The sequence below is a fragment of the Polaromonas naphthalenivorans CJ2 genome (assembly GCF_000015505.1).
Taxonomy (GTDB): Bacteria; Pseudomonadota; Gammaproteobacteria; order Burkholderiales; family Burkholderiaceae_C; genus Polaromonas; species Polaromonas naphthalenivorans.
The window spans coordinates 2,039,304-2,053,474 of sequence record NC_008781.1; the positions used below are offsets into that span (position 1 = coordinate 2,039,304).

Consider the following 14,171-nt stretch of genomic DNA (forward strand, 5'->3'; position numbering starts at 1 on the left):
GATGGATGGGACGGCATGAGAACGCTTGGGGCCTAGCGCCTGACCTGCAGCGCGCCCGGATTGACGATGTTGGTCGGCGTGCCCTTGATGAAGTTGATCACGTTGTCAAAGGCAGCGCCAAAATACATCTCGTAGCTGTCCTGCTCGACATAGCCGATGTGCGGCGTGCAGATGCAGTTTTCCAGCCGCAGCAGGGCGTGGCCCTGCAGGATCGGTTCGGATTCAAAAACGTCGATGGCCGCCATGCCCGGACGCCCCCGGTTGAGCGCGGCAAGCAGCGCTTCGGATTCAATCAGCTCGGCGCGCGAGGTATTGACCAGCAGGGCGGTGGGTTTCATGCGCGACATGTCTTCCAGCGTCACGATGCCTGTGGTTTCTTCGCTCAGCCGCAGGTGCAGGCTGAGCACGTCGCATTGCTTGAACAGCTCGGTTTTGCTGGGCGCCAGCTCAAACCCGTCGGCCTGGGCGCGTTCGCGTGATGCCGGGCTGCCCCAGATGATCACCCGCATGCCAAATGCCCGGCCATAGCCGGCCACGAGTTGCCCGGTCTTGCCGTAGCTCCAGATTCCCAGCGTCTTGCCCTTGAGGACCGTTCCGAGGCCGAAATTCGGCGGCATGGAGGCCGATTTCAGCCCTGACTGCTGCCATGCACCATGTTTTAGGTGCGACACATACTGGGGAATCCGGCGCATGGCGGCCATGACGAGTGCCCAGGTCAGTTCGGCCGGTGCGACGGGCGAACCGGTGCCTTCGGCCACGGCAATCCCGCGTTCGGTGCAGGCTGCCACGTCCACGTGACTGCCGATGCGGCCCGTCTGGACCACCAGCTTGAGCCGGGGCAGCTTTTCAATCAGCTGGCGTGTCAGGTGGGTGCGTTCGCGGATCAGCACGATCACGTCGGCGTCTTTAAGCCGGACCGACAACTGGCCTGCGCCCTTGACGGTGTTGGTATAGACCTTGGCTGGATAGGCTTCCAGCCTGGCGGCGCATGCCAGTTTGCGCACGGCATCCTGGTAGTCATCGAGAATCACAATGTTCATGCAGATATTGTGCCTCCAAGATTTCAGTTTTCTGAACTCCGGTGGTCTTGCCCTGTCTTTTGCATGTCGATGCGTCCCAAAGCCGTCGGGTGTCATGCCTCGGTGGTTTTGGCGCCAGTGGTTGCGCGCAAAGCCATGCGGTCGAGTTCGGCGCAGACATCGGCCATGCGTCCGGAGATGACCATGCGCCCTGCGCAGTCAGGGTTGATGGCCGGGTCGGATTCACGAACCACGCGCAGGGTGTTGTGGCGAGGCGTTGGTGACGCTGCCCGGCGCGTCAGCGCAGGCGAGTCAAGGCTTGGTGCGAAAACAGAATCATTGCTTGCCGCCGTGGTTCCGGGTGTAAAGGAGGGCTTCATCGCATCGACTGTGCGCAGTGCGGCCGGCGCCATCGGCAAGGCTGCAGTGTGTCCCAGCGAGTTTTTGATGCGGGCAGTCCATGGCGTCAAGGCCTGAACCTGCACAGTCCAGAAAAGTTGCGCAGGCGCATTTGAAAAACTGATGATTCTCATGAGAAGAACTCCGGTTTGGAAAACATTGACACAGGCGCGGGCGGGTCTGCCCAGGGGACAAGCAAGATTGGCTCAAACAGGGCGCTGGCTCCGTTGGCGACGCCGCCAGCAGGGCACCGGGGAATGCCGGGCGCGATTACATCGCCAGGCTGCCGCGGATTAATCCGACGGCCAGGCCTTCAAGCTCGAAAGGCTCGCCAGGCTGAACCACGATGGGTTTGAAGTCGGGATTTTCAGACAGCAATTCGATCAGGTGCTGGTTGCGGTGAAAGCGTTTGACGGTGACCTCATCGCCCAGGCGCGCCACCACGATCTGGCCATTCTTGGCTTCCCTGGCTTGCTTGACGGCCAGCAGGTCGCCGTCCATGATGCCGATGTCCCGCATGCTCATGCCGCGCACCTTCAGCAGGTAGTCGGGCTGTTGCTCAAACAGACGGCTCTCGAAAAAGTAGGTGCGCTCGATATGTTCCTGCGCAAGAATCGGACTTCCGGCGGCAACACGCCCGACCAGAGGCAAGGTCAGTTGCTCCAGCCGCTGAACGGGCGGCGAAAACTGGCTGATGCGCGACTCGTTCAGGGCCTGCAAGGAGTCCGTGCGCAGCCGAATGCCGCGCGAGGTGCCGCTGACCAGTTCAATGACGCCCTTCTTGGCCAGTGCTTTCAAATGTTCTTCGGCGGCATTGGGCGAGCGAAAACCCAGTTCTGCCGCTATTTCCGCGCGGGTGGGCGGCGCGCCTGTCTGGGCAATGGCATTGCGGATCAGTTCCAGAATCTGCGCCTGCCGCGCAGTCAGCTTGGGCCGGTCAGCGGGCAAACCCGAAAAATCATTAAAAGTGCGCATAAGCTTTGGACTTTCGATTAAAACTGGAAATGCCTGAAACTATGGCCTCAGTACAGATAAAAATGACTGTATGAATATCCAGTAACTGCATTTTTATACAGCTTTAAATAAAAATCAAGCCCCACATGAAACTTCACAACCTGGTCATTTTGGGAACTGGCGGCACGATTGCAGGCCAGGCGCTCAGCGCTTCCGACAACATTGGCTACACCGCTGCCCAAGTGGGAATTGATCAGTTGCTGGCGGCCATTCCTGCGCTGGCTGAACGCGGGCCGTTCATCACCGAGCAGGTCGCACAGATCGACAGCAAGGACATGAGCTTCGCGGTGTGGGCGCAGCTGGCTGCCCGGGTCAATCATTTCCTGGCCCGCGATGAGGTTCAGGGCATCGTCATCACGCATGGCAGTGATACGCTGGAGGAAACGGCTTATTTTCTGCAGGCGGTGTGCCGGCCCGCCAAGCCGGTGGTCTTGACCTGCGCCATGCGCCCAGCCACCGCGCTGGCGCCCGATGGGCCGCAAAATATTCTCGATGCCGTCGCGGTAGCTCGCTATCACGGCGCCCGGGGCGTGGTGGCTGTCTGCGCGGGCACGATACACAATGCGCTGGATGTGCAGAAAATGCATTCCTACAAACTCGATGCCTTCAGCTCGGGCGATGCCGGGCCGATTGGCTATGTCGAGGAAGGAAGCCTCAGATTGGTGCGGAATTGGCCTGTTGTGCAGGTGGAATATGCTTCTTTAGCTATAGAAAACATAGCTATTTGGCCGCGCGTTGAAATCATCATGAATTACGTGGGCGCCAGCGATGCGCTGGTGCAGGCGCTGGTCGATCAGGGGGTGCGGGGCCTGGTGGTCGCTGCCACCGGCAATGGAACGCTTCACCATGCCCTGCAAGCCGGTTTGCTCAAGGCGCAGGCTGCGGGCGTGCGGGTGGTGCGTTCAACGCGCTGCGTCGATGGCCGGGTATTGCCGCTTCCGGGCGATGCTATTGCAGATTCAAAGGGGTTGAGCCCGGTCAAGGCCAGGGTGGCCTTGATGCTCGATTTACTGGCTGAAGACGCGCAGGTTGTGGCGTCACGGCAGGCATAAAAAAAGCCATCCCGAAAGATGGCTTTTTGACCGTGCATGAACGGTTTCAGTTCGACAGCGCCTTGAAGGCCCTTTCGGTGATTTCCTCGACAGTGCCCGTGCCGCTGATGGCACGGTATTTTGGCGCTTCATCGGGCGCTTCCGTGGCCCAGTCGGAGTAGTACGCGACCAGTGGACGGGTTTGGGCGCTGTACACCTCAAGCCGTTTGGCAACCGTTTCTTCCTTGTCGTCTTCGCGCTGGATCAATGGCTCGCCGGTCACGTCGTCCAGGCCTTCGACTTTGGGCGGGTTGTACTTGACATGGTAAGTGCGGCCCGAAGCGCTGTGCGAGCGGCGTCCGCTCATGCGCTCGATGATGGCTTCAAAAGGCACATCGATTTCCAGCACGTAATCAATCTTGACGCCTGCAGCCTTCATCGCATCGGCCTGGGGAATGGTTCGTGGAAAACCGTCGAACAGGAAACCCTGCGCGCAGTCGGGCTGGGCAATGCGTTCCTTGACCAGGTTGATGATCAGATCATCACTGACCAGGCCGCCCGAATCCATGACTTTTTTGGCTTCGATGCCCAGCGGGGTTCCTGCTTTGACTGCCGCGCGAAGCATGTCGCCGGTGGAAATTTGCGGGATGCCGTACTTTTGGCAAATGAAAGTGGCTTGTGTACCTTTGCCTGCGCCAGGCGCGCCCAACAGAATAAGTTTCATGAGTGTCCTCGGATTATTATGGATTCTGGAAGTCAAGCTGGGCGTTTGCCGGGCCGATTGGCCCATTCCCGCTTTACGTGTCATCAGGCTGTTGGCATGAGCCGCAAGCCGCTGAACTTTCTGTCAAGGATATCATGCACATCCTTGGCGTCAGCTTACACAGGGTCCGCTAAATGCGCATCATTTGCTACAAGGCGGCGGACACGCTCCAGGTCTTCAGGCGTGTCCACGCCAGGACCCGGGGCATGCTCGGTGATATGCACGGCAATCCGGTAGCCATGCCACAGGGCGCGCAGCTGCTCCAGCGATTCGAGTTGCTCCAGCGGCGCTTGCGGCAATTGGGGAAACTGGCGCAAAAATCCGACCCGGTAGGCATAGATGCCCACATGACGCAGCGGTTTGGGCAGATTGCCGTGTTTCCACCAGGCCTGGCCGGCCAGGTCGCGTGCGGCTGGAATGGGCGCGCGGCTGAAATACAGCGCCGTCTGGCGCGCATCAAGCACCACCTTGACCACGTTGGGGTTAAGAAAATCAGCCAGTTCGTCAATTGAATGCGCGGCCGTGCTCATGGCGCAGTCCGGGCGGGCTTCAAGCTGCCTGGCCACGGCATCGATCAGCGCGGGATTGATCAGCGGCTCGTCGCCCTGCACATTCACCACGATGTCGTCGTCAAGCAGGCCCAGCAGGCCGCAGGCTTCGGCAAGCCGGTCGCTGCCGCTGGGATGATCGACGCGGGTCAGTACCGTCTGGATGCCGAAGGCTGCGCATTTTTCAATGATTTCTGTGCCGTCAGCGGCCACCACGGTGCGCAGCGCGCTGCTTTGCAAAGCGCGCTGCGCCACGCGCACGACCATGGGCACGCCGTTGATGTCGGCCAGCGGCTTGTTGGGCAGGCGGCTCGATGCCAGGCGCGCCGGAATGAGGACGGTAAAGCTCATGCCCGCGTCACAGGCCAAGCTCTTCGTCGGTCAGGGTACGGGCTTCGTTTTCCAGCATGACAGGAATGCCGTCACGCACCGGATAGGCCAGCCGGGCGCTGCGCGAGATGAGTTCGTGCTTCTCGCGGTCGTATTCGAGATGGCCCTTGGTCACGGGGCAGACCAGCAGTTCAAGTAGTTTGGTGTCCATGGCTTGATGGTAATTGAGAAAGCAAGGGTGTCAGCAGCCCATCCAGGGCGGTAAAGAACGCCGGTTCGGGCGAAAATTCCAGCGGAACGGCCAGCAGTTTAATTTTGGAATGATCCGGCAGGGCAAACAGCTTGACGGCGTCCTTTTCCGTGCACAGCACGGTCCGACCTGCCAGGGCATTCAGGTCGCCGGTTTTGAAATCGTGATGATCGGGAAGGGCGAGCGTTTTTTGCAGCGTCAGGCCGCGCGCCCTGAGCATGTCAAAAAACGCCTCCGGGCTGGCAATGCCCGCCAGCGCCACCACTGGCTGATGCGCAAGGGCGGTCAATGCCAGACTGCTGCCATCAGCCGCCACGGCGTGGTCAGCCAGCTGCCGACGCGATGTATAGCCTTCAAAAGCCGGTTGCTGGCCGGTGTGCAGCACCAGGTCAACGCCCTGGCGCAGGCGCTCGGGCCAGGGTTCGCGCAATGGTCCGGCAGGCAGCAGCCAGCCGTTGCCCACGCCCCGGTCGTCAAACACGGCAATTTCGATGTCGCGCTGCAAGGCGTAGTGCTGCAGGCCGTCGTCGCACACCACGACGGCCGTTGCCGGGTAGGCGGCCAGCAGGTCGCGCAGGGCTTGGGTTCGGCGTTGCGCTACAAAAACAGGAGCACCTGTTGCATGCTGGATAAGCGCCGGCTCGTCACCGGACTCATCAACCGGGGTGCCGGGCCTGACTTCCAGGCTTTCATGGCCGGAACGCCCATAGCCGCGCGAAACCACGCCCACCCGCAGCCCCTGCGCCTGAAAGTGTTTGACCAGCGCCATGACCAGCGGTGTTTTTCCTGCGCCGCCCGCCACGACATTGCCGACCACGATGACCGGCACCTTGAAGCGCTCGGACGACAGCATGCCGCGCCGGTACAAAGCCCGGCGCAATCGCACCAGCAGGCCATGGAGTTGCGCCACCGGCCAGAGCAGGCGAGCGAGCCAGCCGCGCGCACGCCAGGCTTTCAGCAGAACTTGTTTCATGCGGCGGGCTTGGCGGCGCTGGATGGTCGATAGGGTTAAGGGTTACTTCACGCCTGCCTGCAGCGAACTCGAACTCTGGGTGGCAAAAGTGATCTGCGTCAGGCCCTGGCGCCGGGCCGCCTCCATCACGGTGATGACGGCCTGGTGGGTGGCGCTGGCATCGGCGCTGATGATGATGACGCTCTCCTTGCCGGCCTTGGCTGCCAGGGTGAGTGCTGCGCCCAGCACTTCGATTCCCCGCCCATCGACCAAGGTTTTATTGACCATGTAGCGGCCATCGCTGCTGACGGCAACGACCACTTCCCTGGGGTAGTCGCGCAGTTGCTCCGCATCGGCGGCCGGCAGCTTGACCTGGAGTTCGGTGAATTTGCTGTAGGTGGTCGAAAGCATCAAAAAGATCAGCACCACCAGCAGCACATCGATGAACGGAATCAGGTTGATTTCCGGCTCGACGCGCGCATGAGGACGAAAGTTCATTTGCGCAGCCGATTGAGATGGCGCACAAACTGTTCGGCCGCCAGTTCCATCGTCAGCAGGTAGCCATCCACCCGGGCGCGAAAGTAGCGCCAGAAAATCAGTGCCGGTATGGCCACCATCAGGCCGAAAGCGGTGTTGTACAGCGCCATTGAAATGCCTTGCGCCAGTTGCGCCGGGTTGGCGCCGCCCGCACTGCCCGTCTGGGCGCCGAAAATCTCGATCATGCCGATTACCGTGCCCAGCAGGCCGAGCAGGGGCGCCGCCGAGGCAATCGTCGCCAGCGCGGCCAGGTAGCGTTCCAGTTTGTGTGCCGCCTGGCGACCGGCGCCTTCCAGTGTGGAGCGCAGGTCGGCTTCGCTGATGCGCGGATTGGCGCCAAGCGCCCGAAAGCCGCTGGCCAGCACTTCGCCAAGGAGGGAGTTCTGTTCCAGTTTCAGGACGACATCGGGCGATGGAAGGGTGGCTCGCGAGACAATCATCGCTTCGCCAAGTAATTTGGGCGGTGCAACTTTCAGTGTTTTCAGGCTTGAAAAACGCTCAATGATCAGTGCCAGGGCCACTATGGAACACGCTAGCAGGGGCCAGATCGGCCAGCCTGCGGCTTGTATGATCGAAAACAATGCTCATCTCCAGACAGATAGTGGTGCTGGATTATCGCGCACCGAAAGTGTGGAGATGGCCGCTTAAGCTGCCTGACCTTGAATGTTTTCCACACTGGGTGTTGGCAGATTTAACGCACAAAATCTGTGGATAACTTTGTGGGTAAGTCTGTGCCGGGCGGGCGCAAAGCCGCACCAGTGCGTCGTTTTGACAGAACGATGAAAATTTAAGCAGTAATATTTTCTTTAAAATCAATGGGTTACACCAATTTATCAGGCGGTCAGAGGGTTGTAAGCCCCTCTGTCACCGCTTCTCAGGGGCTGTGGAGTACTGCTTTTTTAAAACGCCAGGAAGGCCGCCGTGGTTGATGCTTTTTCGTTCCGTGAAAGACCTGTAGCGTCCTTGCGCGAAAGCGGTGTGCGCGTCTGGCCGGTGGGTTCCTTGCTGCGTGCCATCGCCGACAGTCTGGAGGCGCGATTCAACCCTGTCGCGGTCCAGGGCGAGCTTGCCGGCTTTTCGCGGGCAGCCAGCGGCCACTGCTATTTTTCGCTTAAGGACGGGCAGGGGCAGATTCGCTGCGCCATGTTTCGCCGCGCGGCCAGCCTGCTGGATTTTTCGCCGCGCGACGGCCAACTGGTTGAGTTGCGCGGCCGGCTGGGCGTGTACGAGCCGCGTGGCGAGTTGCAGCTGGTGGTCGAATCCATGCAGCAGGCCGGCCAGGGCACTTTGTTCGAACAATTTTTGCAGCTCAAGGCCAGGCTTGAGCAAGAAGGGTTGTTCGACACCGCCCGAAAGCGTCCGCTGCCGGTCATGCCGCGTGCCATCGGCGTGGTGACTTCCCTGGGGGCCGCAGCGCTGCACGATGTCGTGACCGCCCTGCAGCGCCGCGCGCCGCACATCCCGGTGGTGATTTATCCTGCCAGCGTGCAGGGTGCCCAGGCTGCTGGTGAATTGCGGGGGGCCGTGCTCAAGGCTGGCGAGCGACGCGGCACCGATCAGGTCGATGTGCTGCTGCTGGTGCGCGGCGGCGGTGCCATGGAGGATCTGTGGGCCTTCAACGATGAGGCGCTGGCCCGCGCCATCGTTGCTTCGCCCATGCCGGTGGTCTGCGGTGTCGGGCACGAAACGGATTTCACCATTGCCGACTTCTGCGCCGATATGCGTGCGCCGACACCCACGGCGGCTGCGGAACTGTGCGCGCAGCCACAAGGCAGCTGGCTGAGCGCGCTGGACCAGGTTTTTTCGCGCCTGCAAAACGGCGTGGACCGGCAGATGCAGTCACACAACCAGCGCCTGGACTGGGCGGCGTCCCGCGTCAGCCAACCCTCGCACCTGGTGACGCGGCAGCAGGCACGACTGGCCGGCATCGCGCAAAGTCTCAATCATGCGATGCGCTCGACCTTGCGGCGTGAGCAACTCAGGCTACAGGCGCTGAGCAGCGACCTGCCGAGAGAAATTACAGGCAGCCTGCAGCGCAGCCGCCATCAACTCGAACGCGCGAAATTGCGGCTTGAACTGCTGGACCCCAAACTGGTGTTGCAGCGGGGCTATGCCTGGCTGGCAGACCTGCAAGGCCAGCCCATCACCGCTGCAAATATGACCCATATTGGCCAGCCAGTGCGCGCTACCCTTGCGGATGGACAGGTCGATTTGACGGTCTCTGCACGCCGGTTGATTTAGTTTTTACAATGCCCACGGAATGTCAAAGGACATCTCATCAACAACCACGAGGAAAATCATGGAACACACGCTCCCACCGCTCCCGTATGCGATTGACGCACTGGCCCCGCATTACAGCCAGGAAACCCTTGAGTACCATCATGGCAAGCACCACAATGCCTATGTGGTGAACCTCAACAACCTGCAAAAAGGGACCGAGTTCGAGTCCATGACGCTCGAAGAGATCATCAAGAAATCGAGCGGCGGCGTGTACAACAACTCCGCCCAGGTCTGGAATCACACCTTTTTCTGGAACTGCATGAAGCCGGCTGGCGGCGGCGAGCCCAGCGGTGCACTGGCCGAGGCCATCAATGCCAAATTCGGCTCCTACGCGGCCTTCAAGGAAGCCTTTGTCAAATCCGCAGTCGGCAATTTCGGCTCGGGCTGGACCTGGCTGGTTAAAAAACCTGATGGCACCGTGGACATTGTCAACACCGGTGCAGCAGGAACACCGCTGACGACGGCTGACAAGGCCCTGCTGACGGTGGACGTGTGGGAGCATGCCTATTACATCGACTACCGCAATCTGCGTCCCAAGTATGTCGAGACCTTCCTGTCCAGCCTGGTGAACTGGGAATTTGCCGAGGCCAATTTCGCCTGAGGCCTGAAAGTCATCTTTGCGTAAAAAAGCCGACTTCATGTCGGCTTTTTGCTGTCTGGCTTTTCAGGCTCAGCGCTGTGCTTCAAAAACCGGCCCGGACAGCTTGCTGCCCGGCTTGATGCCTTTTTTGGCAAACCAGCCTTTGTTCATTTCCAGGACATAGCGAACCGGCTTGGCCGAGCAGTGCGAGTCGGTGGTTTCGGGCTTCATGTCCGCCATGTTCACAATCGTGCCGTCATCGGCCACGAAAGCGGCGGTCAAGGGAAGCAGCGTGTTTTTCATCCAGAAGCATTGCTCGCTGGCTTGCTCAAAAACAAAGAGCATGCCTTCGTGCTGGGGCATGTCCTTGCGCAGCATCAGGCCGGTCTGGCGCTGCTCGGGTGTCAGGGCGACCTGCGCATCGATCACATACATGCCAGTGCTCAGCTTGACGCGCTGCAGGTTCAGTTGCGGGGCTTGCTGCGCCGATGCCCAGCCGGGCACGAGCAGCGCTGCAGCGGCCATGATTGATAGTGCGAGTCGGGAGGCGCTGCCAGGGTTGAAGGAACAGTTCTTGAGCCACATAGACGTACCGGATTGAAGTTGGTTGATCAGCAGATCTGCATAAGCGGGCCGCCATGAAAAAAGCCCGCGCTAGGCGGGCATTTTGACTGAAGCGGGAAAGTCAGTTGGCGGCTTCAGCTTTTCTTGGCAGAGGCTTCAGCCTTTTTGGCGGCAGCTTCGGCTTTCTTGGCGGCTGCTGCGTCTGCTTTTGCCTTTTTGGCAGCTGCGGCCTTTTCTTTCTTGGCGGCTTTGGCGGCTGCTTTTTCTTCAGCGGTCATGGCGGCTGGCTTGGCCTTTGCCATGGGGGCGGAAGCGGCAGGCATGGCGGGAGTTGCTGCAACAGCAGGGGCTGCTGGCTTGGCAGGCGCAGCCGCAGGTGCTTGTGCATAGGCGCCTGCAGCAAAAAGGGCGGCGATCAGGGTAGCGAGGATCTTGTTCATCTGGAATTCCTTGGGAAGTTGCTAAGGCAATTTGTGATTTGAAAACACCCCGAACCTTTCGGAGGCCTTACCATAACGACGCGGTTTTCCAATGCGTTGACAGATGTCCAAAATATCTTTTGCAAAAGTTTTGGCGCTAAAATTTGAAGGCTTTTACCTCAAACTGCCTATGGATAGCGTATCTATTTCAGTGTGCTATCCCGGCTTAACGGAGACTTCTGTACATGTACCTGCACATCAAGGTGCCCACCCAGGGCGAGAAAATCACTGTCAATGCCGACAACTCATTGAATGTGCCTGACGAGCCCATCATTCCGTTCATCGAGGGTGACGGAACTGGCGTGGATATTTCTCCGGTGATGCTGAAAGTGGTTGATGCCGCGGTGGCCAAGGCTTACGGCGGCAAGAAGAAAATCCACTGGATGGAAGTGTTTGCCGGTGAAAAATCCACCAAGGTCTATGGCCCTGACGTGTGGCTGCCTGAAGAAACGCTGTCTGCCGTCAAGGACTATGTGGTTTCCATCAAGGGTCCGTTGACAACGCCCGTGGGCGGTGGCATCCGCAGCCTGAACGTTGCGTTGCGCCAGGAACTTGACCTTTACGTCTGCCTGCGTCCCATCCAGTACTTTGCCGGTGTCCCTTCGCCAGTCAAGGAACCCCAGAAGACCAACATGGTGATTTTCCGTGAAAACTCGGAGGACATCTACGCGGGCATCGAATTCGAGTCAGGCAGCGACAAGGCGAAAAAGCTCATCAAGTTCCTGCAGGAAGAACTCGGCGTCAAGAAAATCCGCTTCCCCGAGACTTCGGGCATCGGCATCAAGCCGGTTTCCAGCGAAGGCACCGAGCGCCTGATGCGCAAGGCCATCCAGTACGCAATTGACAATGACAAGTCCAGCGTGACCATCGTGCACAAGGGCAACATCATGAAGTTCACCGAAGGGGGCTTTCGTGACTGGTCTTACGCGCTGGCGCAAAAGGAGTTTGGTGCCGAAATGATTGACGGCGGCCCATGGTGCCAGTTCAAGAATCCAAAAACCGGCAAGGACATCATCATCAAGGACGTCATTGCCGACGCCTTCCTGCAGCAAATTCTGCTGCGCCCCGCCGAGTACAGCGTGATTGCCACGCTGAACCTGAACGGCGACTACATTTCCGACGCGCTGGCAGCCCAGGTCGGCGGCATCGGCATTGCTCCGGGCGCCAACCTGAGCGACACCATTGCCATGTTTGAAGCCACCCACGGCACCGCTCCCAAATATGCCGGCAAGGACTATGTGAACCCTGGCTCCCTGATCCTGTCGGCTGAAATGATGCTGCGCCACATGGGCTGGGTCGAAGCGGCTGACCTCATCATCAGCTCGATGGAAAATTCGATTGCCTCCAAGAAAGTCACTTATGACTTCGCCCGTCTCATGGAAGGCGCTACGCAAGTGAGCTGCTCCGGTTTTGGACAGGTCATGATCGACCATATGTAAAGTGATATTTTGATGCACCATGCGGTGCCAAAAACGAACCCCGCCCCTCTGAATGCGGGGTTTTTTTATTCCAGAATGTCCTATGGTGCTTCATGCGGTTTCATCGCAATGGCTCCATAATAAGCTCCAAGATGGCTCCATGCAGCAAGGGTGGAGCCGAACTTGCACGCTATGCTTTTGCAGGTGTTTTACAGCATCCAGGGAAAGCAGGCCGGGGTGCTGTTCCACAGCGACCGGGGCAGCCAGTACGCCAGTGGTGCCTTCAGGGACGCGCTCAAGGCGTACGGCATCCTGAGTTCGATGAGCCGGCGTGGCAACTGCTGGGACACTCAATCTAAGATCAATTCGAGCAAACCTGGCTTGCAGCTCAGGCCAGGCAAGCCAGTTCATGATCTCGGTTTGGGGTATGCAATCCAGGGGCAAGGTCACGTTGTAGGCAAGGAATGTTATTGCCCCGCGTTTCATGACGCATAATTCAAATGTGCGGGTAGCAAAACACTCGCACAGGTTCGGTGATTGGTCAGTTTCGCGCTACGGCGGTACTTCTTGGGTTTGTTGTGCTTTCGGGACCCCATCGCTTTTGTTTTTTGTGTTTTTTGAAGGAGTCCTCCATGGGCAACAAACTTTACGTCGGCAACCTGCCTTACACAGTGCGTGACGAAGACCTGCAGCAGTCTTTTGGTCAATTCGGTGCTGTCACCAGCGCTAAAGTCATGATGGAACGCGACACCGGTCGCTCCAAAGGCTTTGGTTTCGTCGAAATGGGCAGCGATGCCGAAGCGCAAGCCGCAATTGCCGGCATGAACGGTCAGTCACTTGGCGGCCGTAGCATCACTGTGAACGAAGCCCGTCCAATGGAAGCACGTCCTCCCCGTACCGGCGGCTTCGGTGGCGGTGGTGGTTATGGCGGTGGTGGCGATCGTTCTGGTGGCGGTGGCTACGGCGGCGGCGATCGTTCTGGCGGTGGCGGTGGCGGTTACGGCGGCGGCGGTGGTCGCGGCGGCTACTAAGCCCTGCAAACCCAGCCTACGGCAGAGATGTCGTTGCAAACCAGCTGTCTCAGCCTTGCGCTGAGGAAGGCATAAGAGGCTTCGGAACTTCGGTTTTGAAGCCTTTTTTCTTTGCTTCACCCCTGACCCTACAAGGCCCGCGATGCTCTGCTGGGTACGCTGGCCGCTGGCCGCTGGCGCCGGATCAAGGTGATCGACAAGCTGCGGGCCGCACGGCAAGCGCAAGGGATGACAAGGTTTATGAATTGGGTGGTCTGCCGATGGGAAAGGCAAGCCTAGCACCCCTTCAATGGAGCCATAGTTGAGGTTGATATGATAAAGAATCAAGCATCTATGCGGGTTGCGGCTGATTCGATAGAGAATGATCGATTGATCAAGCGGGCCTGAACTGGCCGCGCAGACCGCCCGGGAGCGATCCCGAGGCGGTTTTTTCATGCCTTGGTGGATGCTTGTCCTTCAAAAACCTGGCACCCGCTTGAATGTCGCTTGCCCGCCACCAATTGTCTTATCCGCTGCAACGAATGATATCGATGGCTAGAATGATTTCCATGGCAACAAAACCCCCTAAATCTCCGGCGCAACCGCCAACTCCTGCCGTCAAGCCTGCCGACGTGAACGGCGGGGACTCGGTGGTGCTGGAACGCCGCCCGCAAAAGACAAAACCACCTCAGATGTACCAGGTGGTGCTGCTCAACGATGACTACACGCCGATGGAGTTTGTCGTGGTGGTCATCCAGGAATTTTTCAACAAGGACCGTGAAACCGCGACCCAGATCATGCTCAAGATCCATCTCGATGGAAAAGGCATTTGCGGAGTATTCTCCAGAGATGTCGCGGCAACCAAGGTTGACCAGGTCACGGAAGCAGCCCGAAAAAATGGCCATCCGCTGCAATGTGTCAGCGAACCCATTGAATAACGGTAAAACTGGACAATATCCTCCTAGAGTTCAGAATATTCAAGTAACGTATTTATCCA

17 protein-coding genes and 1 pseudogene are annotated in these 14,171 nt (G+C 59.0%); 7 read left to right on the forward strand and 11 right to left on the reverse strand.

Going from position 1 to position 14,171, the window contains the following annotated elements; all coding sequences use genetic code 11:
- Window positions 1-32: 32 nt before the first annotated feature.
- From PNAP_RS09605 to lexA, 3 genes are all read right to left on the reverse strand, one after another.
- Window positions 33-1,040 carry a D-2-hydroxyacid dehydrogenase family protein gene (locus PNAP_RS09605; protein WP_011801307.1) on the reverse strand — a complete coding sequence of 336 codons (1,008 nt, stop codon included), beginning with the start codon at window positions 1,038-1,040 and terminating at the stop codon, window positions 33-35.
- A 92-nt stretch (window positions 1,041-1,132) separates the two neighbouring features.
- The gene (locus tag PNAP_RS09610) at window positions 1,133-1,552 is read right to left on the reverse strand and encodes a hypothetical protein (RefSeq protein ID WP_011801308.1); all 420 of its coding nucleotides are present in this window, start codon (window positions 1,550-1,552) and stop codon (window positions 1,133-1,135) included.
- 136 nt (window positions 1,553-1,688) lie between these two features.
- Window positions 1,689-2,393 (reverse strand): transcriptional repressor LexA, encoded by a 705-nt coding sequence (gene lexA, locus PNAP_RS09615; protein WP_011801309.1) that lies wholly within the window; start codon window positions 2,391-2,393, stop codon window positions 1,689-1,691.
- A gap of 125 nt (window positions 2,394-2,518) precedes the next feature.
- On the opposite strand from lexA, the gene PNAP_RS09620 reads away from it, so the two are divergent.
- On the forward strand, window positions 2,519-3,484 hold the full coding sequence (locus PNAP_RS09620) for an asparaginase (RefSeq protein ID WP_011801310.1): 966 nt from the start codon (window positions 2,519-2,521) through the stop codon (window positions 3,482-3,484).
- Between the two features lie 46 nt (window positions 3,485-3,530).
- On the opposite strand, the gene adk is transcribed toward PNAP_RS09620, so the two are convergent.
- The 6 genes from adk to PNAP_RS09650 form a co-directional block, all read right to left on the reverse strand.
- The gene (gene adk / locus PNAP_RS09625; RefSeq protein WP_011801311.1) at window positions 3,531-4,187 is read right to left on the reverse strand and encodes an adenylate kinase; all 657 of its coding nucleotides are present in this window, start codon (window positions 4,185-4,187) and stop codon (window positions 3,531-3,533) included.
- Window positions 4,188-4,342: 155 nt separating this feature from the next.
- On the reverse strand, window positions 4,343-5,125 hold the full coding sequence (gene kdsB, locus PNAP_RS09630; RefSeq protein ID WP_011801312.1) for a 3-deoxy-manno-octulosonate cytidylyltransferase: 783 nt from the start codon (window positions 5,123-5,125) through the stop codon (window positions 4,343-4,345).
- A 7-nt stretch (window positions 5,126-5,132) separates the two neighbouring features.
- Window positions 5,133-5,315 (reverse strand): Trm112 family protein, encoded by a 183-nt coding sequence (locus tag PNAP_RS09635; protein WP_011801313.1) that lies wholly within the window; start codon window positions 5,313-5,315, stop codon window positions 5,133-5,135.
- Window positions 5,296-6,327 (reverse strand): tetraacyldisaccharide 4'-kinase, encoded by a 1,032-nt coding sequence (lpxK, locus tag PNAP_RS09640; RefSeq protein WP_011801314.1) that lies wholly within the window; start codon window positions 6,325-6,327, stop codon window positions 5,296-5,298. Before lpxK ends, PNAP_RS09635 begins: the two co-directional genes overlap by 20 nt.
- 42 nt (window positions 6,328-6,369) lie before the next feature.
- Window positions 6,370-6,804 carry an ExbD/TolR family protein gene (locus PNAP_RS09645; protein WP_011801315.1) on the reverse strand — a complete coding sequence of 145 codons (435 nt, stop codon included), beginning with the start codon at window positions 6,802-6,804 and terminating at the stop codon, window positions 6,370-6,372.
- Window positions 6,801-7,424: a MotA/TolQ/ExbB proton channel family protein gene (locus tag PNAP_RS09650; protein WP_011801316.1), complete on the reverse strand. Its 624-nt coding sequence runs from the start codon at window positions 7,422-7,424 to the stop codon at window positions 6,801-6,803. Before PNAP_RS09650 ends, PNAP_RS09645 begins: the two co-directional genes overlap by 4 nt.
- A gap of 340 nt (window positions 7,425-7,764) precedes the next feature.
- Between PNAP_RS09650 and xseA the strand changes: the two genes are divergently transcribed.
- Together xseA and PNAP_RS09660 are read left to right on the forward strand one after the other, a co-directional pair.
- Window positions 7,765-9,084, forward strand: coding sequence for an exodeoxyribonuclease VII large subunit (gene xseA / locus PNAP_RS09655; RefSeq protein ID WP_011801317.1), 1,320 nt, complete (start codon window positions 7,765-7,767; stop codon window positions 9,082-9,084).
- Between the two features lie 58 nt (window positions 9,085-9,142).
- Complete coding sequence (locus PNAP_RS09660) at window positions 9,143-9,724, forward strand: superoxide dismutase (RefSeq protein WP_011801318.1); 582 nt, start codon at window positions 9,143-9,145, stop codon at window positions 9,722-9,724.
- A 69-nt stretch (window positions 9,725-9,793) separates the two neighbouring features.
- Here PNAP_RS09660 and PNAP_RS09665 read toward each other — a convergent pair whose 3' ends face one another.
- Both PNAP_RS09665 and PNAP_RS09670 read right to left on the reverse strand, forming a co-directional pair.
- Window positions 9,794-10,228: a DUF192 domain-containing protein gene (locus PNAP_RS09665; RefSeq protein ID WP_232290773.1), complete on the reverse strand. Its 435-nt coding sequence runs from the start codon at window positions 10,226-10,228 to the stop codon at window positions 9,794-9,796.
- A 173-nt stretch (window positions 10,229-10,401) separates the two neighbouring features.
- Entirely contained in the window at window positions 10,402-10,707 is a 306-nt protein-coding gene (locus PNAP_RS09670; RefSeq protein ID WP_011801320.1) for a hypothetical protein, read from the reverse strand.
- Between the two features lie 218 nt (window positions 10,708-10,925).
- Between PNAP_RS09670 and icd the strand changes: the two genes are divergently transcribed.
- From icd to clpS, 4 genes and pseudogenes are all read left to right on the forward strand, one after another.
- The gene (icd, locus tag PNAP_RS09675) at window positions 10,926-12,185 is read left to right on the forward strand and encodes an NADP-dependent isocitrate dehydrogenase (RefSeq protein WP_086000539.1); all 1,260 of its coding nucleotides are present in this window, start codon (window positions 10,926-10,928) and stop codon (window positions 12,183-12,185) included.
- A 150-nt stretch (window positions 12,186-12,335) separates the two neighbouring features.
- Window positions 12,336-12,512, forward strand: a pseudogene (locus PNAP_RS26665) (DDE-type integrase/transposase/recombinase); the annotation flags it as partial.
- Window positions 12,513-12,796: 284 nt separating this feature from the next.
- Window positions 12,797-13,195 (forward strand): RNA recognition motif domain-containing protein, encoded by a 399-nt coding sequence (locus PNAP_RS09685; RefSeq protein WP_011801323.1) that lies wholly within the window; start codon window positions 12,797-12,799, stop codon window positions 13,193-13,195.
- Window positions 13,196-13,743: 548 nt separating this feature from the next.
- Entirely contained in the window at window positions 13,744-14,112 is a 369-nt protein-coding gene (gene clpS, locus PNAP_RS09690) for an ATP-dependent Clp protease adapter ClpS (protein WP_083758033.1), read from the forward strand.
- Window positions 14,113-14,171: the final 59 nt, after the last annotated feature.

Excerpts from the sequence above, each read along its gene's own strand:
- PNAP_RS09670 (WP_011801320.1), bottom strand. The coding sequence starts at position 10,707 with ATGAACAAGATCCTCGCTACCCTGATCGCCGCCCTTTTTGCTGCAGGC.
- PNAP_RS09605 (WP_011801307.1), bottom strand. The coding sequence starts at position 1,040 with ATGAACATTGTGATTCTCGATGACTACCAGGATGCCGTGCGCAAACTG.
- lpxK (WP_011801314.1), bottom strand. The coding sequence starts at position 6,327 with ATGAAACAAGTTCTGCTGAAAGCCTGGCGTGCGCGCGGCTGGCTCGCT.
- PNAP_RS09685 (WP_011801323.1), top strand. The coding sequence starts at position 12,797 with ATGGGCAACAAACTTTACGTCGGCAACCTGCCTTACACAGTGCGTGAC.
- PNAP_RS09660 (WP_011801318.1), top strand. The coding sequence starts at position 9,143 with ATGGAACACACGCTCCCACCGCTCCCGTATGCGATTGACGCACTGGCC.
- adk (WP_011801311.1), bottom strand. The coding sequence starts at position 4,187 with ATGAAACTTATTCTGTTGGGCGCGCCTGGCGCAGGCAAAGGTACACAA.
- PNAP_RS09620 (WP_011801310.1), top strand. The coding sequence starts at position 2,519 with ATGAAACTTCACAACCTGGTCATTTTGGGAACTGGCGGCACGATTGCA.
- PNAP_RS09610 (WP_011801308.1), bottom strand. The coding sequence starts at position 1,552 with ATGAGAATCATCAGTTTTTCAAATGCGCCTGCGCAACTTTTCTGGACT.
- kdsB (WP_011801312.1), bottom strand. The coding sequence starts at position 5,125 with ATGAGCTTTACCGTCCTCATTCCGGCGCGCCTGGCATCGAGCCGCCTG.
- PNAP_RS09645 (WP_011801315.1), bottom strand. The coding sequence starts at position 6,804 with ATGAACTTTCGTCCTCATGCGCGCGTCGAGCCGGAAATCAACCTGATT.
- clpS (WP_083758033.1), top strand. The coding sequence starts at position 13,744 with ATGGCAACAAAACCCCCTAAATCTCCGGCGCAACCGCCAACTCCTGCC.
- PNAP_RS09635 (WP_011801313.1), bottom strand. The coding sequence starts at position 5,315 with ATGGACACCAAACTACTTGAACTGCTGGTCTGCCCCGTGACCAAGGGC.
- lexA (WP_011801309.1), bottom strand. The coding sequence starts at position 2,393 with ATGCGCACTTTTAATGATTTTTCGGGTTTGCCCGCTGACCGGCCCAAG.
- PNAP_RS09665 (WP_232290773.1), bottom strand. The coding sequence starts at position 10,228 with ATGGCCGCTGCAGCGCTGCTCGTGCCCGGCTGGGCATCGGCGCAGCAA.